Annotated in this window: 19 protein-coding genes; 9 read left to right on the top strand and 10 right to left on the bottom strand. The window is 34.8% G+C overall.

From position 1 onward, the window contains the following. Positions 1–6: 6 nt before the first annotated feature. The gene (gene fahA / locus BMY39_RS12350; RefSeq protein WP_092580077.1) at positions 7–1,290 is read left to right on the top strand and encodes a fumarylacetoacetase; all 1,284 of its coding nucleotides are present in this window, start codon (positions 7–9) and stop codon (positions 1,288–1,290) included. A 93-nt stretch (positions 1,291–1,383) separates the two neighbouring features. Here the strand turns inward: fahA and BMY39_RS12345 are convergent, their stop codons facing one another. The 4 genes from BMY39_RS12345 to recR all read right to left on the bottom strand — a co-directional run bounded on the left by BMY39_RS12345 (position 1,384) and on the right by recR (position 5,385). After that, a complete protein-coding gene (locus tag BMY39_RS12345) occupies positions 1,384–2,157 on the bottom strand; it encodes a 3'-5' exonuclease (protein ID WP_092580075.1) in 774 nt (257 codons plus the stop codon). Positions 2,158–2,243: 86 nt separating this feature from the next. Beyond that, positions 2,244–3,572: a dihydrolipoamide acetyltransferase family protein gene (locus tag BMY39_RS12340; RefSeq protein ID WP_092580073.1), complete on the bottom strand. Its 1,329-nt coding sequence runs from the start codon at positions 3,570–3,572 to the stop codon at positions 2,244–2,246. 89 nt (positions 3,573–3,661) lie between these two features. Beyond that, a complete protein-coding gene (locus BMY39_RS12335; protein ID WP_092580071.1) occupies positions 3,662–4,759 on the bottom strand; it encodes a glycosyltransferase family 2 protein in 1,098 nt (365 codons plus the stop codon). 8 nt (positions 4,760–4,767) lie between these two features. After that, positions 4,768–5,385: a recombination mediator RecR gene (gene recR / locus BMY39_RS12330; RefSeq protein WP_092580069.1), complete on the bottom strand. Its 618-nt coding sequence runs from the start codon at positions 5,383–5,385 to the stop codon at positions 4,768–4,770. Between the two features lie 127 nt (positions 5,386–5,512). Between recR and BMY39_RS12325 the strand changes: the two genes are divergently transcribed. After that, the gene (locus BMY39_RS12325; protein WP_092580067.1) at positions 5,513–6,973 is read left to right on the top strand and encodes a sodium:solute symporter; all 1,461 of its coding nucleotides are present in this window, start codon (positions 5,513–5,515) and stop codon (positions 6,971–6,973) included. On the opposite strand, the gene BMY39_RS12320 is transcribed toward BMY39_RS12325, so the two are convergent. Then, the gene (locus tag BMY39_RS12320) at positions 6,944–7,306 is read right to left on the bottom strand and encodes a CoA-binding protein (RefSeq protein WP_092580065.1); all 363 of its coding nucleotides are present in this window, start codon (positions 7,304–7,306) and stop codon (positions 6,944–6,946) included. The two genes, BMY39_RS12325 and BMY39_RS12320, sit on opposite strands and share 30 nt — an antisense overlap. Positions 7,307–7,411: 105 nt before the next feature. Here BMY39_RS12320 and BMY39_RS12315 point away from each other — a divergent pair, with 105 nt between their 5' ends. Continuing rightward, positions 7,412–9,901 (top strand): TonB-dependent receptor, encoded by a 2,490-nt coding sequence (locus BMY39_RS12315; RefSeq protein WP_092580063.1) that lies wholly within the window; start codon positions 7,412–7,414, stop codon positions 9,899–9,901. Positions 9,902–10,384: 483 nt separating this feature from the next. Here BMY39_RS12315 and BMY39_RS12310 read toward each other — a convergent pair whose 3' ends face one another. Then, positions 10,385–11,392: a 3-oxoacyl-ACP synthase III family protein gene (locus BMY39_RS12310; protein WP_092580061.1), complete on the bottom strand. Its 1,008-nt coding sequence runs from the start codon at positions 11,390–11,392 to the stop codon at positions 10,385–10,387. A 220-nt stretch (positions 11,393–11,612) separates the two neighbouring features. Here BMY39_RS12310 and htpG point away from each other — a divergent pair, with 220 nt between their 5' ends. The 3 genes from htpG (at position 11,613) to BMY39_RS15375 (ending at position 14,392) form a co-directional block, all read left to right on the top strand. Next, entirely contained in the window at positions 11,613–13,523 is a 1,911-nt protein-coding gene (gene htpG, locus BMY39_RS12305) for a molecular chaperone HtpG (RefSeq protein ID WP_092580059.1), read from the top strand. A 117-nt stretch (positions 13,524–13,640) separates the two neighbouring features. After that, on the top strand, positions 13,641–14,099 hold the full coding sequence (locus tag BMY39_RS12300) for an FKBP-type peptidyl-prolyl cis-trans isomerase (RefSeq protein ID WP_092580057.1): 459 nt from the start codon (positions 13,641–13,643) through the stop codon (positions 14,097–14,099). Positions 14,100–14,221: 122 nt separating this feature from the next. Continuing rightward, complete coding sequence (locus BMY39_RS15375; RefSeq protein ID WP_092580289.1) at positions 14,222–14,392, top strand: T9SS type A sorting domain-containing protein; 171 nt, start codon at positions 14,222–14,224, stop codon at positions 14,390–14,392. Between the two features lie 78 nt (positions 14,393–14,470). Here the strand turns inward: BMY39_RS15375 and ppdK are convergent, their stop codons facing one another. The 4 genes from ppdK to pflB form a co-directional block, all read right to left on the bottom strand. Beyond that, positions 14,471–17,200 (bottom strand): pyruvate, phosphate dikinase, encoded by a 2,730-nt coding sequence (gene ppdK / locus BMY39_RS12290; protein WP_092580055.1) that lies wholly within the window; start codon positions 17,198–17,200, stop codon positions 14,471–14,473. A 254-nt stretch (positions 17,201–17,454) separates the two neighbouring features. After that, a complete protein-coding gene (locus BMY39_RS12285; protein ID WP_092580053.1) occupies positions 17,455–18,726 on the bottom strand; it encodes an L-lactate MFS transporter in 1,272 nt (423 codons plus the stop codon). Positions 18,727–18,763: 37 nt separating this feature from the next. Further along, a complete protein-coding gene (gene pflA / locus BMY39_RS12280; protein WP_092580051.1) occupies positions 18,764–19,537 on the bottom strand; it encodes a pyruvate formate-lyase-activating protein in 774 nt (257 codons plus the stop codon). Positions 19,538–19,601: 64 nt separating this feature from the next. Continuing rightward, complete coding sequence (gene pflB / locus BMY39_RS12275) at positions 19,602–21,827, bottom strand: formate C-acetyltransferase (RefSeq protein WP_092580049.1); 2,226 nt, start codon at positions 21,825–21,827, stop codon at positions 19,602–19,604. Positions 21,828–22,195: 368 nt separating this feature from the next. Here pflB and BMY39_RS12270 point away from each other — a divergent pair, with 368 nt between their 5' ends. The 3 genes from BMY39_RS12270 to BMY39_RS12260 all read left to right on the top strand — a co-directional run bounded on the left by BMY39_RS12270 (position 22,196) and on the right by BMY39_RS12260 (position 25,067). After that, positions 22,196–23,971, top strand: a complete 1,776-nt coding sequence (locus tag BMY39_RS12270; protein ID WP_092580047.1) for an AMP-dependent synthetase/ligase — start codon at positions 22,196–22,198, stop codon at positions 23,969–23,971. Positions 23,972–24,096: 125 nt separating this feature from the next. After that, positions 24,097–24,489: a DUF1761 family protein gene (locus BMY39_RS12265; protein WP_143064775.1), complete on the top strand. Its 393-nt coding sequence runs from the start codon at positions 24,097–24,099 to the stop codon at positions 24,487–24,489. 137 nt (positions 24,490–24,626) lie between these two features. Beyond that, the gene (locus tag BMY39_RS12260) at positions 24,627–25,067 is read left to right on the top strand and encodes a MarR family winged helix-turn-helix transcriptional regulator (RefSeq protein WP_092580043.1); all 441 of its coding nucleotides are present in this window, start codon (positions 24,627–24,629) and stop codon (positions 25,065–25,067) included. The last annotated feature ends 9 nt before the right edge of the window (positions 25,068–25,076 follow it).

The following is a 25,076-nucleotide window of genomic DNA, read 5'->3' as shown; positions in this document are numbered from 1 at the left end:
AAAACTATGCCTTTGTCAGCAAATAATCCCAACCGAAGTTCATGGTTGTACGTAAATAAAAATTCAGATTTCCCTATTCAAAATATACCATTTGGCGTATTTTTAACTAAAGATGACATCATCACTATTGGAACACGTATTGGTGATACGGCAATCGATTTAGGTGCGCTTCATCAATTAGGATATTTTGACGGAATTCCATTAACTGACGATATTTTTCTGCAAGATACCTTAAACGACTTTATTGCTGATGGCCGTAAAACATGGCGTGCCGTAAGAGATCGGGTTGCTGAAATTTTTGATGCTGAAAACACTACTTTAAAAAACAACACACCCCACAAGGAACGTATTTTATTTCGTTTGGATGAAATTGAAATGAAAATGCCCGTGTATGTTGGAGATTATACAGATTTTTATGCTAGTAAAGAGCACGCTACTAATGTTGGCACCATGTTTAGAGGTAAAGACAGTGCTTTAATGCCAAATTGGTTGCATTTACCAGTAGGATATCACGGTAGAAGCTCATCTATTATAACCACGCACATTCCTGTGCACAGACCCCAAGGTCAAACCATGCCAGAAAGTGGTAAAAAACCCGTGTTCGGCCCTAGCAAAATGGTTGACTTTGAATTGGAAATGGCTTTTATTACAACTGATGCGAATGACTTAGGAGAATCTATTCCTGTTAAAGAAGCTGAAGAATATATTTTTGGGTTAGTCCTTTTTAATGATTGGTCTGCGCGCGATATTCAAAAATGGGAATACGCGCCTTTAGGCCCTTTTCTTGGAAAAAGCTTTGCTTCTTCGATATCACCTTGGATTGTGACTTTAGATGCTTTAGAACCTTTTAGAGTTGAAAGCCCAAAGCAGAACCCAAAGCCGCTACCCTATTTACAAACTAAAGGTAAACATGCTTTTGATATCCATTTAGAAACTGGCATTATTCCTAAGGGCGGTAAAGAAACCACCGTTTGTAAATCTAATTTTAAATATATGTACTGGAATATCTCGCAGCAGTTAGCACATCATACAAGTAATGGTTGCCCTGTAAATTCTGGAGATATGATGGGCAGTGGTACAATTTCTGGCCCAACGGAAGATTCTTATGGTTCTATGTTAGAATTAACTTGGAATGGTACTAAACCTATAAAGCTTAAAGACGGGACTAACAGAAAATTTATTAATGATTATGACACTGTTGTGATGCGTGGCCATTGTGAAAATGACGATGTGCGTATAGGATTTGGACAAGTAAAAACACAATTGCTTCCGGTATTCAAGAAAAAATAATCGTAAATAAAGGTTTAAACACCTCTGTGTACTGCTTTACTTAATCTAAATTATTCCATTCAAATTACATAAATGTTTGGGCGTAATTAGGAATTAAAACTTATTGTTAAAACTACGCAACTTAATCGCCGTTAATACCTTTTTGGTGTACAATGGGAAATCTGCATTCAATAACCAACCAAAATATCCAGGTTCTTTTTCTAATATCTCAGTTACTAGTTTTCCTTTATGCTTTCCAAAAGAAAAACATTCCTCTCCTTTTTTATTGTAGGTAATAAATCCTGCAAAATCGGCAAACTTTTTTCGAGAACTAAACTCTGCCAAAAATTTGGTGTCGTTTTCTAGCTCTTCATATTTTGCTATTTGTGCTTTTAATACTTCATATGTGGCATTAGTATCGGCTTCAGCACTATGTGCATCATCCAAATTTTTATCACAATAAAACTTGTATGCAGCACTTAGCGTGCGTTGTTCCATTTTATGAAAAATGGTTTGCACATCTATAGCTTGACGATTTTTCATATCAAAATCAACCTCTGCACGTAACATTTCTTCAGCTAAAAGCGGTATGTCGAATCTGTTCGAATTAAATCCCCCCAAATCAGAATCCTTAATCATATTGTAAATTTCCTTGGATAGCTCTTTAAAAGTAGGTGCGTCTGCAACTTTAGCATCATCAATACCATGAATTGCAGTTACCTCTTTAGGAATTGGTATTTCTGGATTTACTAACCATGTTTTGCGCTCCTCAGTTCCGTTAGGATATACCTTAAGTATAGAAATTTCAACAATTCGGTCGTGGGTAATATTTATACCTGTAGTTTCTAAATCGAAAAAACAGATGGGTTTTGTAAGGTTTAATTGCATTTATCTTGATTGATTTTTTCGTTATTCATTTTGCAAAAAATGAAAAACCCAACCGCTTTGGTCGGGTTTAATTATTTGTCAATAAATTAAACTTCCCTATTACTATCCCAGGCCTCCAAGTAGTCTTTTACAGCTTTAACAAACATACCGCCCATAGCACCGTTTACCACACGATGGTCGTAAGAATGCGATAGGAACATACGGTAACGGATACCGATAAAATCTCCTTCGGAAGTTTCAATCACTGCAGGTACTTTTCTAATGGCACCTAAAGCTAAAATTCCAACCTGTGGCTGATTGATTATTGGTGTACCCATAATGCTACCAAAAGAACCAACATTGGTAACGGTGTATGTACCACCTTTAATATCATCTGGATTTAATTGGTTTACTCTAGCCCTATTCGCCAAATCGTTCACCTGTTTGGTCATGCCCACCAAATTTAACTGGTCGGCATTTTTTATTACAGGTACAATTAAATTTCCATCTGGCAAAGCAGTAGCCATACCTAAATTTATATTTTTCTTCTTAATAATTTTGTCACCATCAACTGAAATATTCAACATTGGATAATCACGTAAAGCCTTGGCAACAGCCTCCATAAAAATAGGCGTGAACGTTAGTTTTTCGCCTTCACGGTTTTCAAAAGCATTTTTAACTTTGTTTCTCCAATTCCAAATTTTTGTGACATCAGCCTCAATAAAGCTTTGTACATGGGCCGAAGTTTGCAAAGAGTCTGTCATGTGCTGGGAAATGAGTTTCCCCATTCGCGTCATTTCAATAATTTCATCTTCACCACTAACCACAACAGGTTTTGACTGTGGTTTTGGAGTTTCTTGGACTGACGGTTTAGCGATTTCCGGCTTAGTACCTTTTTCTGGTTTTGCTGGTGCTTTTCCTCTATTCTCAATATAAGACAGAATGTCGTTTTTGGTAACCCTACCTTCTTTTCCTGTTCCGGTAATAGCGTCCAACTCCTGTTGGGAAATACCTTCTTGTTTTGCAATATTTTTAACCAATGGCGAATAAAAACGCTCATTACTGGAAATAGTAGGCGCAGTTGCGCTAACTTCTTCCTGAGCTTTCTCCACTCGTTCAGTAAGTTGATTCACAACTTCCTCCGCAGTTTCAGTTGTAGTTTCTTCTAAAACTTCAGTAGCAGGTACGTCATCATCATCGGTTTCAATAATAGCTAATACTTGACCAACTTGAACCACATCATCTACTTCAAAACACTTCTCAACCAAAACACCTTCAACCTCACACGGCACTTCGCTATCTACCTTATCTGTAGCAATTTCTAAAACAGCCTCATCTAGCTCTACAGTATCACCAACATCCTTTAACCAAGATGTTATGGTTGCTTCTGCTACGCTTTCTCCCATTTTCGGTAATGTTAATTCAAACTTTGCCATTTTCTTAAATTAAAGTCAGTATTTTTTATTTCGATTGCAAAATTAATTAAAAATCATCAATTTCTTTAAATTATCTACAACAAAACCTCTTAAAACCGAATAACCTCACCCCTACTTATGGCATTGTCGCTTCCTAAGATAAAGCTGGCATTATTAGGTAAAATCTTATAAGTCCAGCTTTTTGTTCCAGTATACTCATTCAATATTTGAATAATTTCCTTGTAACTTAGAAAGTTGGCGTCTAAAACAACTTCGGTTTCTTCTTCAAAGTTACTTATTTCTTTACTTTTTAACAGGGTTTTTGGTAATACAGTTTCTAATAATTTATGATTTGTATTTGATATCAATACATATTGAAAAACCTCCTTTTGTTCCTCAACCTTTGCTCTCCTGAAAATATAAACGAGCCTTATTCCCAACCATACCAACATATCGAACAATATGTTCTTTTTAAAATGCTTTTGATAAAAAATTTGCATTGCACCATAAAAACGTTTGGCATAGTTTTTATCCCTTAACGTACTCTCACCTTTAAAATGTATGGCTTTAATATCGCCCAAATAATAATTTTGATAACCTGCTTTTAATATTTTATAGGATAAGTCGATGTCCTCGCCATACATAAAGTAATCTTCATCAAAACCTCCCACGGCATCATAAACATCTTTTTTCAAGAACATAAATGCTCCGACTAAAATATCAATTTCACCCGTTGCATCTTCATTTAAATGGTTAGCATAATAATCGGAAGGGGCTCCAAACAACTTCTTAAATGCAGCACTAACATAAGGTATATTTCGCTTACTTTCAGGTAAATATTCCCCTATGCCATTTATAAGCTTGCAACCTACTGCTCCTAACCCTTCCTTATCGCTACAAAACTTTAGTAATCTCGTAAAGGTGTCTTCAGCTACGACAGTGTCAGGGTTCAAGATACATAAGTATTCACCTTTAGCGTGAGTAACACCAATATTATTCCCTTTTGAAAACCCAAAATTCTCCTTGTTCTCAATAAGTTTAACACTAGGAAATAATGTACTTACCATAGTACAGCTATCATCCTTAGAATTATTATCTACTACGATAATTTCTGCCTCTATATCCTTAATAGCCGCTTGCACACTTTTTAGGCATAGTTCTAGAAAGTAGCGCACATTATAGTTTAGTATTATTACGGAAAGCTTCAAATAAATAGTTATAGTTTAAGAGAAGATTCAAAAGGTACACGGTTAAGGATGCTTCTACCAAGTGTTACCTCATCGGTATATTCCAGTTCATCACCAACCGATATACCTCTGGCAATAGTTGACGTTGCAACATTATATTGCTGTATTTGTTTAAAAATATAAAAATTGGTAGTATCGCCTTCCATAGTAGGGCTTAATGCAAAAATAATTTCTTCTACTTTACCAGATTTCACTTTTTCAATCAATGCATTAATATTTAAATCGTGAGGCCCTATACCATCTATTGGTGAAATTTTTCCACCTAAGACATGATACAGTCCTTTGAAGGAACTTGTGTTCTCTATGGCCATAACATCTCTAATATCCTCTACAACGCAAATTACGCGGTCATCACGATTAGGATTAGCACATATTTCACATAACTCTACATCACTAATATTATTGCAAGATTTACAAAATTTAATGCTTGTCCTCATGTTAAGCAAAGCTTGAGACAACGCAGTTGTTTGTGCTGTAGGCTGCCTAAGCATGTGCAATACCAATCGTAATGCGGTTCGCTTACCAATACCTGGTAATTGCGACATTTCGTTGACTGCATTTTCCAATAATTTAGAAGAAAACTCCATAGGTGCGAAAATACTATTTACACCTTAATTACGCTAATTTTAAAACGCAGATTTAAAATTGACTGGATTCCATTTGGTTTTTGAAATTGAATAGTTGTATTTTGAAAATCTGAAAAATATAAGTTTTATGAGCGCCACTCAAATTCTACTTCTTGTAGCAATTTATTTTGTTGTTTTAATTTTGATTTCATATTTCACTGGAAAAGAAGATTCTAACGAGGCATTTTTTAAAGCCAATAAATCTGCACCTTGGTACTTAGTTGCTTTTGGAATGATTGGTGCATCGCTTTCTGGGGTTACTTTTATTTCCGTGCCAGGAATGATTGGCGGGCAGCAATTTGCCTACATGCAGGGGGTATTTGGTTTTTTTGTTGGATATATTTTTATTTTAACAATTCTTTTACCGCTGTATTACAAACTTAATGTAACGTCAATTTATGAATATTTAGAACAACGTTTTGGAACAGTAAGCTACAAAACCGGTGCTTTTTTCTTTCTACTATCACGAGTTACCGGTGCTTCATTTAGACTCTTTTTAGTTGCTCTTGCAATGCAGTATATTGTATTTGAACGTATTGGTGTTCCTTTTTGGATAACAGTAGTGATATCCATTTTACTCATTTGGCTTTACACAAACCGAGGCGGCATAAAGACTATTATTTGGACAGATACTATTCAAACTTTAGCCATGTTAACCGCAGTTTTAGTGGCTATTTTTTTAATAAATGACCGGTTGGATTGGTCTTTAAGTGAAGCCTTAACTTCTGAAGTATTTGCTAAAAAAAGTAAAATTTTCTTTTTTGATGACGTTAACAGCACCACTTATTTTTGGAAATATTTTATCGGCGGTATATTTATAGCCATTGCCATGACAGGGCTAGACCAAGATATGATGCAGAAGAACTTAACGTGCAGAAATAATAGAGAATCGCAAAAAAATATGTTTGCCATGGCTAGTTTATTGGTCCTGGTTAATTTTATTTTTCTTTCTCTAGGCGCTTTATTATTTATTTATGCTGAAAAATTCGGTTTAGAAATTCCTGTAATAGATGGCAGAACAAGAACTGATTTGCTATTTCCCGAAATTGCTATGAACCAAGGACTTGGAAATGCACTGGCAGTTACCTTTATTATTGGATTAATTGCAGCAGCTTATTCTAGTGCAGATAGTGCATTAACCTCTTTAACCACATCCTTTTCAGTAGATTTTTTAAACATTCACGATAAGCCAAAAGAAACGCAAAAACCCCTACGGAAAAAAGTACATGTAGCCGTATCGCTATTACTTATTATTGTTGTAATTATCTTTAATTACCTAGAAGGAAACGTGGTAAGTAACCTATTTAAATTTGCAACATTCACATACGGGCCTTTACTGGGTTTATTTGCTTTTGGAATTCTAACAAAACATCAAATTAAAGACAAGTATGCGTGGCTTGTAGCTTTACTTTCTATTGTAATAAGTTTTGCTATTACCGTATTACCTGAAAACATTATTGGTAGCTATCAATTCCATTGGGAAATATTACCTTTAAATGGCTTAATCACGTTTATTGGATTAATACTGATTCGTAGAAAGCAACACTAAAGTACAGGCTGCTTCAAATTCAATATTATTCTTTTTTAAAATTTCATAAAACTCAGGATTCTCAGTCCCTGGATTAAAAATTACTCGTTTTGGTTTTAGAGATACTATGTAGTCGTAATATTCTGTCTGCCGTTTAGGGTTTAAATAAAGTGTTACCGAATAAATATTTTCATAGTTCCTCAATTCAGTATCAATCTTAATACCAGTAACCTTTCCTTCCTTCAAACCAAAGGCTACCGTTTCTATATTATTGGCTACCAATCGCTGTATAGCATAATTAGAATATCTATTAGGTTTTAAAGATGCCCCAAGCACCAAAGTTTTCTTATTCATATGTTAAAAACAATAATTTTTTGTTAAAAGAAGTAACATTAATAAAAATGAAACGTCTTTTTGTTGACTGTAAATATTAATCATCAATCAAATTAATCAAACCAAATGAAAAAGGCTATTTCATTAAGCTTACTTTTATTCACTTTTTTTTCACTTTCAACTCACGCTTATTCTCCTGAACCTAACGATGTCAAAAAAGGCACCATATCAGGAAAAGTATTAGACGCAAAGTTAAAGCAACCCTTACCATATGTAAACGTAATCATTAAAAATTCCAAAAGCGAAATCTTAACAGGCGGCATTACCTTGGACGACGGTACGTTTAAAATTGAAAGAATTGAAGAAAGCAATATCACCGTGAGCATCCAATATATTGGCTACAAAACCTACAACAAAGATATAAGCCTAAAACGTGGTAACTATAATGTAAACCTTGGTAATATCTATTTAGAGGAAGCAACGGAAGAGCTAGATGCTGTAATGGTAGTAGCTGAAGTTTCTACCATTCAACAAAAAGTTGATAGAAAAGTGATTACGGTTGGTAAAGATCTTACTACCGCTGGCCCTACCGCTAGCGATATTATGAACAATTTACCATCAGTAAATGTAGATCAGCAAACAGGAAACATTAGTTTAAGAGGAAACGAAAATGTTCGCGTAATGGTCGATGGGAAATTAAGCAATGTGCCCGTTGCACAACTTTTAAGACAAATTCCTTCCACATCCATTAAATCTATTGAACTTATTACAAATCCCTCAGCAAAGTACAATCCCGAGGGCATGAGTGGTATCATTAATATTAAACTGCACAAAAACACTCAATTAGGTTTTAATGGTAATTTAAATGTTGGTGTTACAAAAGAAATTTTTGCAAAGTTTAATAGTTCTATAGATATGAATTATCGTAACGGTAAGTTAAATTTTTACGGTAATTATGGTAATAACATTGGTAATTATGACAATTTCGGATACATAGAGAGACTTGATGACAACTCACGTCAAGACTTAAAATTTGGTAATAATAACAAATCTCATCTTTATAAATTTGGAGTAGATTACTATCTGAATGATAAAAACAACATATCTGTATTTACCAATCAAAATACATTTAAGGGTAAGGGCTTCGGAGACACAGATCTTACATTTCCTGGTCCTATTAATCAGGGGCAACTGTTTAATAATATAACAGACAATCTATCTAGCCAATACAACATTGCTTTTAAGCACTATTTTAATGAAGAAGAAGATGAAACATTAGACATAGAAATAGACCATAATAAATTTAATAATAACGAAATAGCAAATTTCAACTTTGTGAATCTTAGCTTTCCACCAGATTATGTGGACATGGTTGACACAGAAAGAGAGCAAACGTTCTTTAATGTAGATTATGTTAAACCCTTAAGTGAAAAATCTAAGTTAGAAGCAGGTGTAGAAGCGCGATTCTTTAATTCTGATATTGACTACAACTCTAGCGGACTGACTTTTGATGGAGAAGGAAATATTATCCCAACGCCGAGTACTGATTTTGAATACAATAGGGATATATTTTCTGCATATGCTACCTATGGAAAAACGATAAACGATAAATGGAACTATCAAATAGGAGCTAGATTTGAAAAAGTAATAGAAGACGCCAATGCGCTTCAGTTTTTTGATGACAACTCTACGGAAGCAATACCTTTTGATAATGAATATTTTCAAGTTTACCCTTCTATTTTTGTAAGCTATAAGGCTTCTGATAAGAATACATATCAGATGAGCGCAAGTCGTAGGGTTGATAGACCGGGACTACAACAAATCAACCCCATAAGGGAATGGAGCACGCCCAGGGTTTCGTCTTTTGGTAATCCGCAATTATTGCCTCAATTTACTAATTCTATAGAATTAAACTATACCCGTAAACTTAAAAAAGGTACAGTTACCGCAGGTGTTTTCGGAAGATTAATTGAAGATAATATTAACCGTTTTGTACGCATAGACAGAAATAACATTCCTGCAGGAAATGCCATTTTAACCTTTGACAACTTTGATAACACAACAGCTTACGGCGTAGAAGTATCAAGCAATTATAGACCAACCACATGGTGGAGTTTAAACGGTAGCTTTGATTTATATTCTCAAGAACAAAAAGGTATTACCGAAATTATTGTGACCGATGATTTACAAAATGCAACAGCAGATGATATTATTGCCCAAACTACTAATGTGAATAATATAGTTTGGAATTTAAGATTATTCAACAATTTCAAAGCTTCTAAAAAATTAAACTTTTCGTTATTTACGATGTATCGAGGCGAAGAAAAAGGAATTCAATTTACTAGAAAACCGATGTTTATGTTGAATACTGGAATGCGCTATTCATTCTTAGAAGATCAACGTGCCACGTTTAGTTTTAATTACAGCGACATTTTAAATACTATGAATTTTGAATTTGATGGCGTTACACCCTTTCCAAGCAACGGACAGTTTAACTGGGAGAGCAATACTTGGAATATTGCATTGTCTTACCGATTTGGTGGCAGCAAATACAGAGCTCTACGAAGAAAACAAAGAGATGATAATATAAAAGAAGGTAGTGGTGGATTCCTATAAAATTATTTTAATAATCTGATAATAGTTGATGGTTAGTGTTATATTAAGATTATTAAATAGAACCCCTAAAGTTGATACTTTGGGGGTTTGCTTTTTTGGTAAAATGTGTTAAAAATGTTAAAACTCGAAAATTGTTATACTAAAACCTGCCACAAAACGTTAATATAAAACCAAAAACCGTATTTAGTAATTATTTGAGTTAGTCGCTTTAAAAACATTTTATTAAACGGTTAATGTGTTTTAGACACATTTCAAACTCGGAATTACAATAAATTTCGAGTTTTGTTTTAGTAAGGACTAGATGGGAATGAGCCAATAAAATATTTTTGAATTGCTATTGTCATCTAACTGAGTAATAAGAGCTTCTCTTTTCAAAATTAGTGTTAATTGAAATCAGTTGATTAATAGCATTAAAAAACCCGAAACTATCTACAATACTAGTTTCGGGTTTTTGTTTTTTGTTTCGTTTTTAGCAAGAATTTATCACCATTTCATGATAACACTTCCCCAAGTAAAACCACTACCAAAAGCTGCTAAAACTACCGTGTCGCCATCGTTAATTTTACCTTCTTCCCATGCTTCTGTTAACGCAATAATTACTGATGCTGCCGTGGTATTTCCATATTTCTGAATATTGTTAAACACTTGGTCGTCTCGCAACCCAAACTTCTTCTGGATAAATTGTGATATCCTTAAGTTTGCTTGATGTGGAATTAACATATCAATATCTTCTTTTTGTAAATTATTGGTTTTTAATCCCTCCATAATAGCTTCACTAAATCGCACTACAGCATGTTTAAACACAAACGTACCATTCATATACGGGTAGTAAGAGGTGTCATTGGGGTCGTTTGCTTCCAAAATTTCAGGTACCCAATGCTTTATACTAGGACCTAAAACAGTGAGTTCTTCAGCATATTTTCCTTCAGAATGTAAATGAGAGGATAAAATCCCTTTAGTATTGTCTTCCTCTCTAGTTAAAACAGCTGCACCTGCACCATCTCCAAATATTACAGTCACTCCTCGTCCTCTTGTAGATTTTTCTAAACCACCAGAATGGTATTCAGAGCCAATAACCAATATATTTTTATACATGCCTGTTTTTATAAATTGGTCGGCCACCGAAACGGCATATACAAAACCTGTACATTGATTTCTAATATCTAAAGCACCAATTGTCGGCATTTCTAATAAATGTTGAATTTGCACACCACAACCAGGAAAGTAGTAGTCGGGACTTAAGGTGGCAAATACTATAAAATCAATATCGTCCTTTGTTAATCCAGCACGCTCAATAGCAATTTTAGCCGCTTTAGCTCCCATAACCGCAGATGTGTCCTCAGTTCCTTCCTTTATCCATCTTCGCTCTTTTATTCCTGTACGTTCTTGAATCCAGGCGTCATTGGTATCCATCATTTTAGACAAATCATCGTTTGTCACTACATTATCCGGCAAATACTTACCAAGGCCTATTATTTTAGAATTATACATGCTATCTCTATTTTTATCTTAAACCAAAATACAAAATAACATTCATAAATTCCAATCATTCAAACTCTAAATTCTAAAAACTAATTGGAATACCAACTTAAATATCATGTTTTAGAAATTATTGTTTTTCAAAAAGCAGTCAGTTTGTCATATTTTATGTCTTGGTACTTTTTTTGCCTTATGCTGGAGTGAAATAAACAATGAATTAAATAGATATATCATGACAAAAGGAAATATTAATGTATCGGTAGAGAATATCTTTCCGTTAATTAAAAAATTCTTATACAGCGACCACGAAATATTTTTACGTGAGCTGATTAGTAATGCCACAGATGCAACACTTAAACTTAAGCATCTAACAAATGTTGGTGAAGCAAAAGTTGAATATGGCAAACCACAGATCGAGGTTAAAATTGATAAGGATGGTAAAAAACTTCATATAAGCGACCAAGGTTTGGGTATGACAGCGGAAGAGGTTGAAAAATACATTAACCAAGTTGCGTTTTCAGGAGCTGAGGAGTTTTTAGACAAGTATAAAGACTCTGCCAAGGATGCTGGTATTATTGGACATTTTGGTCTTGGTTTTTACTCGGCGTTTATGGTGGCTGATAAAGTTGAAATTATTACGAAGTCCTACAAAGATGAACCTGCTGCGCATTGGACCTGTGATGGTTCGCCTGAATTTACTTTAGAAACAGCAGATAAAACAGAAAGAGGCACTGAAATTATCTTGCACATATCTGAAGGTGAAGAAGAATTTTTAGAGGAGTCACGTATTCGTGAACTACTAACTAAATATAATAAGTTTATGCCTATTCCGATTAAATTCGGCACTAAGGAAATAAACGATCCAGAGCACGAGCCTAAAACCACTAAGGATAAGGACGGTAAAGAAACTACCGAACCACATAGGAAGATTACTGTTGATGACATCATCAACAATCCTAACCCAGCATGGACAAAACAGCCAGCAGATTTAAAAGATGAAGATTATAGCAACTTCTATAGAGAATTGTACCCGATGCAGTTTGAGGAGCCGTTGTTCAATATTCATTTAAACGTAGATTACCCATTCAATCTAACTGGTATTTTATACTTCCCTAAGATGACGAACGACATGCAGATTCAGAAGGATAAAATACAACTATATCAAAATCAGGTTTTTGTAACAGATAACGTTGAAGGCATTGTTCCTGAATTTTTAACCATGCTTCGTGGTGTTATTGATTCTCCTGATATTCCATTAAACGTTTCGCGTTCATACTTACAGGCTGATGGTGCTGTAAAAAAGATTTCCTCCTATATCACCAGAAAAGTGGCTGACAAATTAAAATCGTTATTCAACAATAATCGTGAAGATTTTGAAGCAAAATGGAATGACATTAAGATTGTAATCGAATACGGTATGCTATCTGAAGAAAAATTCTTTGAAAAAGCTGAAGCATTCGCACTATATCCAACAGTTGATGGCAAGTATTTTACCTACCAAGAATTGTATGATAAAATTAAAGCGAACCAAACCGATAAGGATGATAAATTAGTAATTCTGTACGCATCCGACAAAGATGCACAACATAGCTATATTGAAGCTGCAAAAGCAAAGGATTACGAAGTATTGCTGTTAGATTCTCCAATTGTGTCGCATTTAATTCAAAAGCTAGAAACAACAAAAGAAAAGATCTCTTTTGCTCGCGTCGATGGTGACCATATTGATAATCTTATCAAGAAAGATGACACTAAGATTTCTAAGCTAGATGAAGACCAAAAGAAAGCTTTAGATGAATTGTTGAAAGAGGTAATTCCTTCTGAAAAATTCATGGTACAGCTAGAAGCTATGGATAGTAATGCTAATCCGTTTATCATCACCCAACCTGAGTTTATGCGCCGTATGAAAGAGATGCAGCAAACTGGCGGTGGCGGTATGTTTGGTATGGGGAATATGCCAGAAATGTACAATCTTGTGGTTAATACAAACTCTGATTTAGTCGGTGAAATTTTAAACACTAAAACTAAAAAGAAACAAGAACGTTTAATTAACCAAAGTTTAGATTTGGCACGTTTATCTCAAGGTTTGCTTAAAGGTGAAGAATTAACAAACTTCATTAAGCGTAGCTATGATATGATAAAATAGTTGACACGCTGAAACAATTCCGCAATCTATTATAGATTAAAACCACTTTGTGAAAACAAGGTGGTTTTTTATTGCGCAATTTAAACTAGAACTTATATTTGCAGCAAAAATATTTATATGAAATATACAGTAGTAGCTTTTTTAGTTTTGTTTCTTACAGCTTGTTCTTCTGATGACACCCCAACAATTGCGGATTTTAGAGAAGCCAACGACAAGGAAATCAACGATTATATAACAGCTAATAATTTAAATGCTGAAAAAAGCAATACAGGTTTGTATTATGTTATTGATGAACCTGGAACAGGCACACAACCTACAGTTACTGATAATGTAACCGTAGCGTACAAAGGCTATTTTACTAACAAAAATGTGTTTGATGAAAGTAATGTAGAAGGTGTTTCTTTTGGCTTACAACAAGTAATAGCTGGATGGACAGAAGGTATTACCTATTTTAAAGAAGGCGGTAGTGGTATTCTATTAATTCCTTCGCATTTAGCTTATGGAAGTACAGGCAGAGGAACTATTCCTGGAGGTGCTGTACTAATTTTTGATGTGCATTTGATTTCGGTTAATTAGACTATAACTTAAACTTAAAATATTGAAAACCATCTTGTGAAAACAAGGTGGTTTTTTTATGAAAAATGACCCCGGTCATTGTCGCGAAATAATTTCTAAAATATTTTAATGAAAAACAAGATATTTTAGAGATTAAAAAGCTTTCTATTTACAACATCCTATCTCAAAAAGTTTTTGAATCTAAAACAATTCAAAATGAATTATTATTAAACTTTTTAAATCAAGGAATCTATATTCTAAACGTTGAATATATAAACGGTATTAGTAGGACTAAAAAAATAATCATACAATAATTTTAAGAGTATTTACTTAAAAAACCACCTTAAAAAAGGTGGTTTTTTTGACTTTAAAATAATTATAAACAGATAATATTACGGCGTTGCTTTTATCGCAGCCTGTGCAGAAACTAGTCTTGCAATAGGTACACGATAAGGCGAACAACTTACATAATCCATTCCTGTATTGTAGAAAAACTCTACTGAACTTGGTTCGCCACCGTGCTCGCCACAAACACCAACTTTCAAGTTTGGCTTAGTGCTTCTGCCGCGTTCTGTTCCTAGTTTTACAAGTTGTCCCACTCCTTCTTGGTCAATCACCTCGAACGGGTCAACTTTTAAAATACCCTTTTCTATATATAACGGCAAGAATTTACCAGCATCATCTCTGGAGTAACCAAAAGTCATTTGTGTTAAATCGTTTGTTCCAAAAGAGAAGAAATCTGCTTTCTCAGCAATTAAATCTGCCATTAAGGCTGCTCTCGGCACTTCTATCATGGTTCCTACTAAATATTCAACACTATCATTTCGTTCTTTAAAAATAACATCTGCAGTAGATCGAATAACTTGAGCTTGAGCTTCAAACTCTGCGACAGTTCCTACCAATGGCACCATAATTTCTGGTTTACAATTGATACCCTTTTCCTTTAAGTTAAGCGCAGCCTCAATAATAGCTCGAGTTTGCATCTCTGTAATTTCAGGATAAGTATTTCCTAATCTACAACCTCTATGACCTAACATTGGATTGAACTCTTCCAACTCAGCTACTTTATTTTTAACGGCTTGTAGAGAGATGTGCATATCTTCAGCCAACTCTTTTTGAGTCGCTAATTGATGTGGTACGAACTCATGCAATGGTGGGTCTAGTAATCGAATGGTAACAGAGTGTCCTTCCATAGCTTCAAAAATACCTTCGAAATCCTCTCGTTGCATTGGCAATAACTCTTCAAGTGCTTGTTTTCTACCTTTAACGGTGTCAGCAAGAATCATTTCGCGCATTGCCTTTATTCTATCTAACTCGAAAAACATGTGTTCTGTTCTTGTTAAACCAATACCTTGCGCACCAAAACTGCGGGCAATTTTTGCATCTTTAGGACTATCGGCATTCGTTCTCACTTTTATTTGGCTATACTTATCCGTAAGAGCCATAACCTCAGCAAATTCACCGCTCAATTCGGGCTCTTTTGTGGCTACCTTACCTTCTATAATATTTCCAGTAGAACCGTTTAATGAAATCCAATCACCTTCATGGTATTCGTGGTCTCCAACAGTAAGTGTTCTTTTCTTATAGTTTATTTTTAATGCACCAGCACCAGAAATACAACATTTGCCCATACCACGCGCAACAACTGCCGCGTGAGACGTCATACCACCGCGGGCGGTTAAAATACCCTTAGCAATATTCATCCCCTCTAAATCTTCTGGAGAGGTTTCTATTCTTACTAATATACTGCTCTTATATTTACTGGCTTCGTCTGCAAAAAATACTATTTTTCCAGTAGCTGCACCTGGTGATGCCGGTAAACCTTGCGCTATCACATGAGCTCTTTTTAAAGCGATAGGATCGAAAACAGGGTGTAACAACTCATCCAATTTATTTGGCTCAATGAGCAATAACGCCTCTTTTTCATTAATCATTCCTTCTTTTAGTAGGTCCATGGCAATTTTCACCATTGCAGCACCTGTACGCTTACCGTTTCTTGTTTGCAAAATCCAAAGTTTTCCATCTTGAATGGTAAACTCCATATCTTGCATATCTCGATAATGCTTTTCTAAAATGTCCTGATATGTATTTAATTCATTAAATATTGAAGGCATTAACTCTTCTAAAGACGGATAGTTTTCCGCTCTATCTTCTTCTTCAATTTTTGCCAATTCTGCCCATCTTTCAGAACCTAATTTGGTAATTTGTTGTGGTGTTCTTACACCAGCCACTACATCTTCACCTTGTGCATTAATTAAATACTCACCATTAAAAACATTTTCACCTGTTCCAGCATCTCTTGTGAAGCACACACCAGTACCAGAGTTTTCACCCATGTTACCGTAAACCATAGCTTGTACATTTACAGCGGTACCCCAATATGCAGGGTAACCGTTCATGTTTCTGTAGTACACAGCGCGGTCTCCGTTCCAACTATTGAATACTGCTATAACGGCTCCCCAAAGTTGGTCCCATGGATTTGTTGGGAAATTATGACCTGTTCTCTTTTTAACAGCGTCTTTAAAATCATAAACTAAATCTTGTAAATCTTGAACAGTAAACTCTGTATCTAAAGTAATACCTCTTTTTTCCTTTAGGTGTTCCATAATTTCCTCAAAAGGATCTATATCTTCTTTTGAAGCTGGCTTCATACCTAAAACTACACCTCCGTACATTTGAATAAAACGGCGGTAAGAATCCCAAGCAAATTGCTCATTATTGGTTTTTTTAGCTAGCCCTAAAACCACCTCGTCATTCATCCCTAAATTCAATACAGTATCCATCATTCCAGGCATGGACACCCTCGCCCCAGAACGCACGGAAACTAATAAAGGATTGTCTTTATCTCCAAAAACGGTCCCCATTTGCTTTTCTATACTCGCTATGGAATCTTCTACCTCTTTTTTTATTAGCTCTACTACTGCCTCTTTCCCTAGTGCATTATATTCCGTGCAAACTTCAGTTGTAATCGTAAACCCTGGAGGCACAGGTATTCCTATTGAACTCATTTCTGCTAAATTTGCTCCTTTACCTCCCAAGAGGTTTTTCATAGAGCTGTCTCCATCGGCGGTCTTGTTTCCAAATTTGAAAACTCGCGCCTTTACATTTTCAAGTATTTCCATAATATTTGTTGTTTAATTTCTTAATAAAAACTTAAGTAAAAGTAGAATTTAAACAGGTGAATAATTATGACAAAAATCATAGAAATATTATGACTTTTAAAGAATTAGCATTTAATAAAGCTTTTTTCATGGATTATTTATTGAAAATGCATTTTCACCACAAAACTGTGTTTTTTGAGCATTTATATTTAAATAAAAAAGCGCCTTCATTTTACTGAAGGCGCTTTTCGTTTCAACTAAAACTTCAAAGTTCGTTATGCTGCGAACTTAAGTTTATTGTTAGTTTTTTTTTCCTCTTTTCGGTAGGCGTTCATAACCACACGTTTCATTAATAATGATACGATTAAGGCAATAATAAACAACCCAGCAAATACTTTTAATGTAGTATCTAAGGAACCTGTTGCGTTTTTAACCATATCATAAACAGTAGGCCCTACAACCCCTGCCAATGCCCAAGCAGTAAGCACCATACCATGAATAGCCCCCAACTGTTTGGTGCCAAATAAATCTCCTAAAAATGCCGGCAATGTTGCAAAACCTCCACCGTACATGGTGATTACCGTAAAGAGCACTACTAAAAACATAATTTCTACACCTATTTTTGGAAGGAAGAAGAAGGCCAAAATTTGAAATCCAAAGAAAACAATATAGGTGTTTGCACGTCCTAAATAATCGGATAAAGTGCTCCACATAATTCTACCAAGCCCATTAAATACACCTATTAAACCAACTATTGCAGCAGCCTCCATGGGTGTGTAGCTTAGTTTTTCTTGCATCATCGGGCTTGCCGCAGAAATAATGGCAATACCACATGCAATATTAATAAACATCATGATCCAGATATAATAAAATCGTGGGGTTTTTAAAGCTTCATTGGCCGTTATGTTTGCCATGTCTTTCTTAATTGTTTTTCCTTCTCCAGGTTTAAACCCATCAGGCAAATAGCCTTCTGGTGGTCTTTCAATATATCTAGCAGAAGATAAGATAAGTACCATATATATTAGTCCTAATACATAGAATGCATTGGACACACCTACTGCATCAAACAATGATTGCATTACAGGGCCAAAAATTAGGGCGGCAAAACCAAAGCCCATAATTGCCATACCTGTCGCTAAACCTCGCCTATCTGGAAACCATTTTACTAAAGTACTTACGGGAGTAATATACCCTAAGCCCAAACCAATACCGCCAATAACACCGTAGCATAAATAAAATAACCACAATGATTCCAACTGAACGGCAAGTCCAGAACCTAGAATACCAACACCGTAAAAAATACCAGCAGCAGTACCACTAATTTTTGGGCCAACACGTTCTACCCATCTTCCTAAAAATGCTGCTGATAGCCCTAGCAATAAAATGGCTATTTTAAATGCCCATTTTATTACACTTCCATCAACATCAAAAATATCTTTTACTGGATTGGTCATTACAGAATACGCGTATACCGATCCTATTGAAATATGTATTCCTACCGCCGAAGCTGCTATTAACCAACGGTTTTTTAGTTTTTGTGTTTGCATAATATTTGTATTCGAGTTGCTTCTATAATAGCACTCATTAATTTACTCTAACTTCTTTAAAATATTGTTGTAAAATTTCTACAGCAGTATCAATCTCTTCTATAGTGTTCTCTCTAGCATCTTTTAACTGATACTCCCAACCTAAGGCATCCCATTTGTGTACACCTAATTTGTGATAGGGCTGAATCTCTATTTTTTCAATTGTTTTATAATCCTTAAAATAACCTCCCATCTGATGCAATAATTCAGGTTGGTTTGTAATCCCTGGAATTAACACATAACGCAACCACATTTTTTTTCCTGAGGCTTCTCTGTATTTTGCAAAACTAAATGTGGTTTCCTTATTTTTTTGACCTGTGATATACTCATAGCCTTCCTCATTCATATGCTTTATATCCAACATCACCAAGTCTGCATATTCATCCAATAACTCCTCAATAAAGTGGTTTAGTAATCTACCATTAGTATCTATGTTGGTATGAATACCTTCTTCTTTTAGTCTTTTAAAAAAAGGCACTAAAGCTTTAGCTTGCAATAAAGGTTCACCACCTGAAACGGTAACACCTCCCTTTTTTCCGAAATAAGGCTTTTCTTTTATTGCCATTTGTACCAAGTCCTCTATTTGGTATGCTTTACCCCCATGCGTATCTATTGTATCTGGATTATGACAGTACAAACATTTTAGCTTACATCCTTGTAAAAATATTACCATTCTTACCCCCGGCCCATCATGCGTCCCGAAAGATTCAATAGAATGTACTCTTAATATGTTTTCTTTATGTTCGATAATTAGTCGTTTTAAAATTAGCATCTGAAAAAGAAGCTGTTATACTTCATTTTTCAGATGCTTACAAAATACAAAATAGAGTTTGGTTTTAAATTGATTCGTGGAATGATCTCGTTATCACTTCCATTTGTTGTTCTTTGGTTAATCTTACGAAGTTTACCGCGTAACCAGAAACTCTAATGGTTAACTGTGGATACTCTTCTGGATGCTCCATGGCATCTAGTAAGGTTTCTTTATCTAAAACATTCACGTTAACGTGTTGTGCATTTTTAGAAAAATAGCCATCTAAGATACAAGCAAGGTTTTCTATTCGCTCTTCTTTACTTGCTCCTAATGATTTTGGAACGATTGAGAAGGTATTTGAAACACCATCTTGAGAATCTTTGTAATCTATTTTGGCTACAGAGTTTAATGAAGCTATTGCGCCATGGGTGTCTCTACCGTGCATTGGGTTGGCACCAGGTGCAAAAGGTACACCTTGCGATCTTCCATCTGGCGTAGCACCTGTTTTCTTACCATAAACCACATTGGATGTAATGGTTAATACAGACATTGTTGGTTCTGCATTTTTATATACTGGTAATTTTTTCAATTCATCATTAAAATCAGCAACTGCATTTGCAGCTAATGCATCTACTCTATCATCGTCATTTCCGTAGCAAGGGAAGTCTCCTTCAATTTTAAAATCTACCGTTAAACCTTCTTCATTTCTAATTGGTTTTACTTTCGCATATTTAATAGCTGAAAGTGAATCTGCTACTATTGATAAGCCTGCAATACCATAAGCAATATTAATACTCGGATTTGTGTCAATTAAGGCCATTTGGGCTTTTTCATAATAGTATTTATCGTGCATATAGTGAATAATGTTCATAGAGTCATTATAAACCCTAGCTACTTCCTTCATTGCTATTTTGAAGTTGGCCATTACTTTATCAAAATCCAAATACTCACAATCGCATGGCTCAATACCATCCACCATTTGCGTTCCTGTCATTTCACAACGACCACCGTTTATTGCTAATAATAATGTTTTGGCCAAATTAGTACGTGCACCAAAGAATTGGATAGATTTACCTAATGCTTGGTAAGACACACAACATGCAATACCATAATCGTCAGAACCTCTATTTAGACGCATTAATTCATCATTTTCAAACTGAATAGAAGAGGTGTCAATCGCTACTTTAGCGCAAAAATCCTTAAAATTTTGTGGTAAGTCCTTAGACCAAAGAATCGTCATATTTGGCTCAGGGGATGCTCCTAAGTTGTAAAGTGTATTTAAGAATCGAAATGACGTTTTAGTAACTTTAGTTCTACCATCTTCAAACATACCACCAATAGCTTCTGTTACCCAAGTAGGGTCACCAGCAAAAATCTCGTCGTATGCACTCATTCTTAAATGGCGCACCATTCTAAGTTTCATAACAAACTGGTCGATATATTCCTGTGCTTCTTCTTCGGTTATTAAACCTTCTTGCAAATCGTTTTCAATATATATATCTAAGAAAGTAGATACATTCCCAAGCGACATTGCAGCACCGTCTTGCTCTTTTACCGCTGCCAAGTATCCCATATAGGTCCATTGTACCGCTTCTCTTGCATTTTCTGCAGGACGTGTTAGATCTAAATCGTATTTAGCGCCTAAAACAATCATTTCCTTTAAGGCCTTGATTTGATCCGAAACCTCTTCTCGAAGACGAATCACAGCATCTGTCATTGGCCCAGTGATATTTGCCAAATCTTTTTTCTTAGCTTCAATTAAAGCGTCAATACCGTAGAGCGCTAAACGACGATAATCTCCAATAACTCTTCCTCTAGCATAATTGTCTGGTAACCCTGTTAAAAATCCTAAAGAACGGAACTTTTTAATCTCTGCATTATATGCTGAAAATACACCATCGTTGTGTGTTTTTACATATTTAGAAAATAACTCTGTTAAGTTATCATTAGGTTTTACACCTTGTTCAGCTAAGGCTTTTTGCACCACTTTAAAACCACCAAACGGTTTCATTGTGCGCTTTAATAGCTCGTCGGTTTGTAACCCAACTATTACTTCGTTTGCCTTATCTATATAACCTGCATTAAAGGCACTAACCGTTGAAATTGTCTCAGTATCTAAGGCACGAACACCATTATTTTGGCGCTCTTCCTTAGTGGCTGCTTTACAAATATTCCACAAGCGTTCAGTTCTTTCGCTAGGTCCAACTAAGAATTCATCTGTACCATGATAAGGTGTAACATTTTTAATTACGAAATCTCTAACGTTAATCTCATCAATCCAAACTCCTGGCTTAAACTCTTTTACTTCCATCTCTATGTATAATTTATATTTTGTAAAATGTTGTCATTATTTGACAAGACAAATTTAGAAGTAGGATTCATGGAAAATTATGACAAATGTCAGCTATATATTAAGAATGAATATTTTTCTCAACTTCAATTAAAACAATAAAAAATATCTAGAATTTGACAAAAAAAACCCAGTGTGGTTATTAATATGCTAAATATTATCGTTAAAAAAATGCCAATTATAGAATAGAAAACACATCGTTTTCCTAAATTGTTTACGCATTTACTTAAAAATAGAAACCAATTGCGCTTTAGAATGTTTAAAAAATTCAGAGTATTTGTTAGTCATATTTATTTTCATAATTTGCATCAATATATTCTATACCAACTATGAAAGAGATTACTAGACTTTTTGATTTTCCGTATTACCAATTAAAGCATAAACCCAATAATGCTGCTTTAGTAACAAAATACGATGGTACATGGGTAAAAACCTCTACCCAAGAATATCTAGATAAAGCCAATGCACTAAGTAGAGCTTTATTAAAACTTGGCGTTAAAAAAAACGATAAGATTGCTGTTATCTCCACCACTAACAGAACAGAATGGAATATTGTTGATATTGGTGTACTACAAGTAGGCGCTCAAAACATACCAATATATCCAACAATTTGTGCTGAAGATTATGAATATGTAATCAATCATAGTGAATCTATTTATTGCTTTGTTTCTGATGAAGAGGTGCTTGAAAAAGTAAACAAAGTCAAAAAAAACACCAATATAAAAGAAGTATATTCTTTTGATCATATTGAAGGTTGTAGGCACTATTCCGAATTGTTCGAGTTAGGAAAAGATACGTCTACTCAAAATGAAGTTGAAGCTAGAAAAGAAGCCGTAAAACCTAATGATTTAGCTACCATAATTTATACATCTGGAACAACAGGAAAACCAAAGGGTGTAATGCTCTCTCATTGGAATATTACCAGTAACGTTTTAGATAGTGCCCCGAGAGTACCTTTGAAAGAAGGAGAGACCAGAATTTTAAGCTTTTTACCGATATGTCATATTTTTGAACGCGTGCTTATTTATGTATATCAACACGCAGGTACTTCTATTTATTACGCCGAAGGTTTAGATAAAATTGGCGACAACGCTAAAGAGATTAAACCTGATATGATGAGCGTTGTTCCAAGACTATTAGAAAAGGTATATGATAAAATTATGGATAAAGCCGAAGACTTATCTGGTGTAAAAAAAGCACTATTCTTCTGGGCAGTAAGTTTAGGAGAGCAATGGAAGCCCTATGGTGAAAATGGAGCGTGGTACGAATTTAAACTAAAAATAGCCAATAAACTCATCTTTAGTAAATGGCGTGCTGCACTTGGTGGCAATTTAGGCACTATGGTTTCCGGTAGTGCTGCACTACAACCGCGATTAGCCAGAATATTTGGGGCCGCAAAAATGCAGGTTATGGAAGGCTATGGTTTAACAGAAACATCTCCTGTTGTATCTGTTGGCAAATACGCTGATAAAATGTACAAAGTGGGAACCGTCGGAATTCCTATTGCCAATGTTGAAGTTAAAATTGCCGAAGATGGCGAAATACTCATTAAAGGCCCAAACGTAATGATGGGCTACTATAAAGATCCTGAAAAAACAGCAATTGTTATGACAGGCGATTACTTTCATACCGGAGACAAAGGCGAAATTGATGCTGATGGATTCTTGAAAATTACTGGGCGTAAAAAAGAAATGTTCAAAACATCTGGTGGTAAATATATTATTCCAACGCTATTGGAGAATCAATTAAAACAGTCTCGTTTTATTGAACAAGTCATGGTAATTGGTGAGGGAGAAAAAATGCCAGCTGCCTTAATTCAACCAAATTTTGATTTCTTACATGAATGGATAGAACGTAAAAATCATGGTATTGAAAATTCAATGGATGCCATGGCGAGTTCTGAAATAGTTAAAAAAAGAATTCAAAAAGAGGTAGATAAGTGTAATACGAAATTTGGGAAATGGGAACAAATAAAAAAATTCGAAATTACACCACAAATTTGGTCGATTGATGACGGACATCTTACACCTACAATGAAAATGAAAAGAGACGTTATAAAGAAAATGTATGAAGACTTAATTGAAAACATTTATCGTCCCAAATAAATTAATCTTATTTAACAAAGAGTCTTTGTTTTCGACCCAAACAATTCCGTAATTTATATATAATCAGTAAGTTATTGTTTTTTTTAGTACATTTAATTCAACATAACCAATTAAAAACTAAAAAAATGAAAACAAAAAACTTCTTAATTGCTGGTATTGTTGGAGGCATTGTGGACTTCCTTTTAGGGTGGCTATTTTATGGAATTATTTTTATAAACACTTTTCCTCAACCAGAAGAAAGTTCCACCACAATGCTCTTTATATTTCTGGGTTGCTTAACCTTTGGACTATTCGTGTCTTACATTTACACACGTTGGGCGCAAATATCTACGGCAGCAACAGGAGCAAAAGCAGGCGCTATTATAGGTTTGTTAATAGGCATTTATTATAATTTTTTCAATTTAGCTATGCAACCTGAGGCAACAATTGAACTTGCAGCTTTAGATGTTGGAATTTCGATTGTAATGACTGCTATAATCGGTGCGGTAATTGGCGCGGTTAACGGCAAATTGGGCTAATAAAAATCATTCATGTTTTATAAAATCACTCTCATTGTAGAGTGATTTTTTTTGACCAAACCTTAAACTATTTTTGTTTTTTTATTATGCATGCATAATAAATTTTTATTATATTTGGCAAACCAACCTAAGAAAGAATGAAAGATAAAACAATAGACTATGTACTTAGAACTACTTGGCTAACCGTAAATAAAATGTATAACGAAGAGGCCGCAAAATTTGAAAGTACAATGGCTACAGGTTTTACCTTATTAAGTATAGATCCTGAAAAAGGTACACCCTCCACCGCTTTAGGTCCTAAAATGGGTATGGAAGCCACAAGTCTATCTCGCATTTTAAAATCAATGGAAAAACGTGGTTTAATTGAACGTCACCCCAACCCCGACGATGGTAGAGGCGTTTTAATTCATTTAACTGAATTTGGAAAAGAAAAACGAGAACTATCGAAAGCTAAGGTGCTTGGTTTTAATGAAGCTATCAAAAAAAATGTAGATGAGGAAAAAATCAACCATTTTTATGAAGTCGCCGAAACCATAAATGAGTTGGTTTCAAACAAAAAAATTTATAACAATAAATAAATCATAGTT

The sequence above is a fragment of the Hyunsoonleella jejuensis genome (assembly GCF_900111025.1).
GTDB classification, from domain to species: domain Bacteria; phylum Bacteroidota; class Bacteroidia; order Flavobacteriales; family Flavobacteriaceae; genus Jejuia; species Jejuia jejuensis.
The sequence above is the reverse complement of the archived record's forward strand: the minus strand, read 5'-3'. Positions and strand labels throughout refer to the sequence as shown.

Bases quoted from the DNA above. Each gene is read 5' to 3' on its own strand.
- fahA (WP_092580077.1), top strand. From the start codon at position 7: ATGCCTTTGTCAGCAAATAATCCCAACCGAAGTTCATGGTTGTACGTA.
- BMY39_RS12345 (WP_092580075.1), bottom strand. From the start codon at position 2,157: ATGCAATTAAACCTTACAAAACCCATCTGTTTTTTCGATTTAGAAACT.
- BMY39_RS12340 (WP_092580073.1), bottom strand. From the start codon at position 3,572: ATGGCAAAGTTTGAATTAACATTACCGAAAATGGGAGAAAGCGTAGCA.
- recR (WP_092580069.1), bottom strand. From the start codon at position 5,385: ATGGAGTTTTCTTCTAAATTATTGGAAAATGCAGTCAACGAAATGTCG.
- BMY39_RS12325 (WP_092580067.1), top strand. From the start codon at position 5,513: ATGAGCGCCACTCAAATTCTACTTCTTGTAGCAATTTATTTTGTTGTT.
- BMY39_RS12320 (WP_092580065.1), bottom strand. From the start codon at position 7,306: ATGAATAAGAAAACTTTGGTGCTTGGGGCATCTTTAAAACCTAATAGA.
- BMY39_RS12315 (WP_092580063.1), top strand. From the start codon at position 7,412: ATGAAAAAGGCTATTTCATTAAGCTTACTTTTATTCACTTTTTTTTCA.
- BMY39_RS12310 (WP_092580061.1), bottom strand. From the start codon at position 11,392: ATGTATAATTCTAAAATAATAGGCCTTGGTAAGTATTTGCCGGATAAT.
- htpG (WP_092580059.1), top strand. From the start codon at position 11,613: ATGACAAAAGGAAATATTAATGTATCGGTAGAGAATATCTTTCCGTTA.
- BMY39_RS12300 (WP_092580057.1), top strand. From the start codon at position 13,641: ATGAAATATACAGTAGTAGCTTTTTTAGTTTTGTTTCTTACAGCTTGT.
- ppdK (WP_092580055.1), bottom strand. From the start codon at position 17,200: ATGGAAATACTTGAAAATGTAAAGGCGCGAGTTTTCAAATTTGGAAAC.
- BMY39_RS12285 (WP_092580053.1), bottom strand. From the start codon at position 18,726: ATGCAAACACAAAAACTAAAAAACCGTTGGTTAATAGCAGCTTCGGCG.
- pflA (WP_092580051.1), bottom strand. From the start codon at position 19,537: ATGCTAATTTTAAAACGACTAATTATCGAACATAAAGAAAACATATTA.
- pflB (WP_092580049.1), bottom strand. From the start codon at position 21,827: ATGGAAGTAAAAGAGTTTAAGCCAGGAGTTTGGATTGATGAGATTAAC.
- BMY39_RS12270 (WP_092580047.1), top strand. From the start codon at position 22,196: ATGAAAGAGATTACTAGACTTTTTGATTTTCCGTATTACCAATTAAAG.
- BMY39_RS12265 (WP_143064775.1), top strand. From the start codon at position 24,097: ATGAAAACAAAAAACTTCTTAATTGCTGGTATTGTTGGAGGCATTGTG.
- BMY39_RS12260 (WP_092580043.1), top strand. From the start codon at position 24,627: ATGAAAGATAAAACAATAGACTATGTACTTAGAACTACTTGGCTAACC.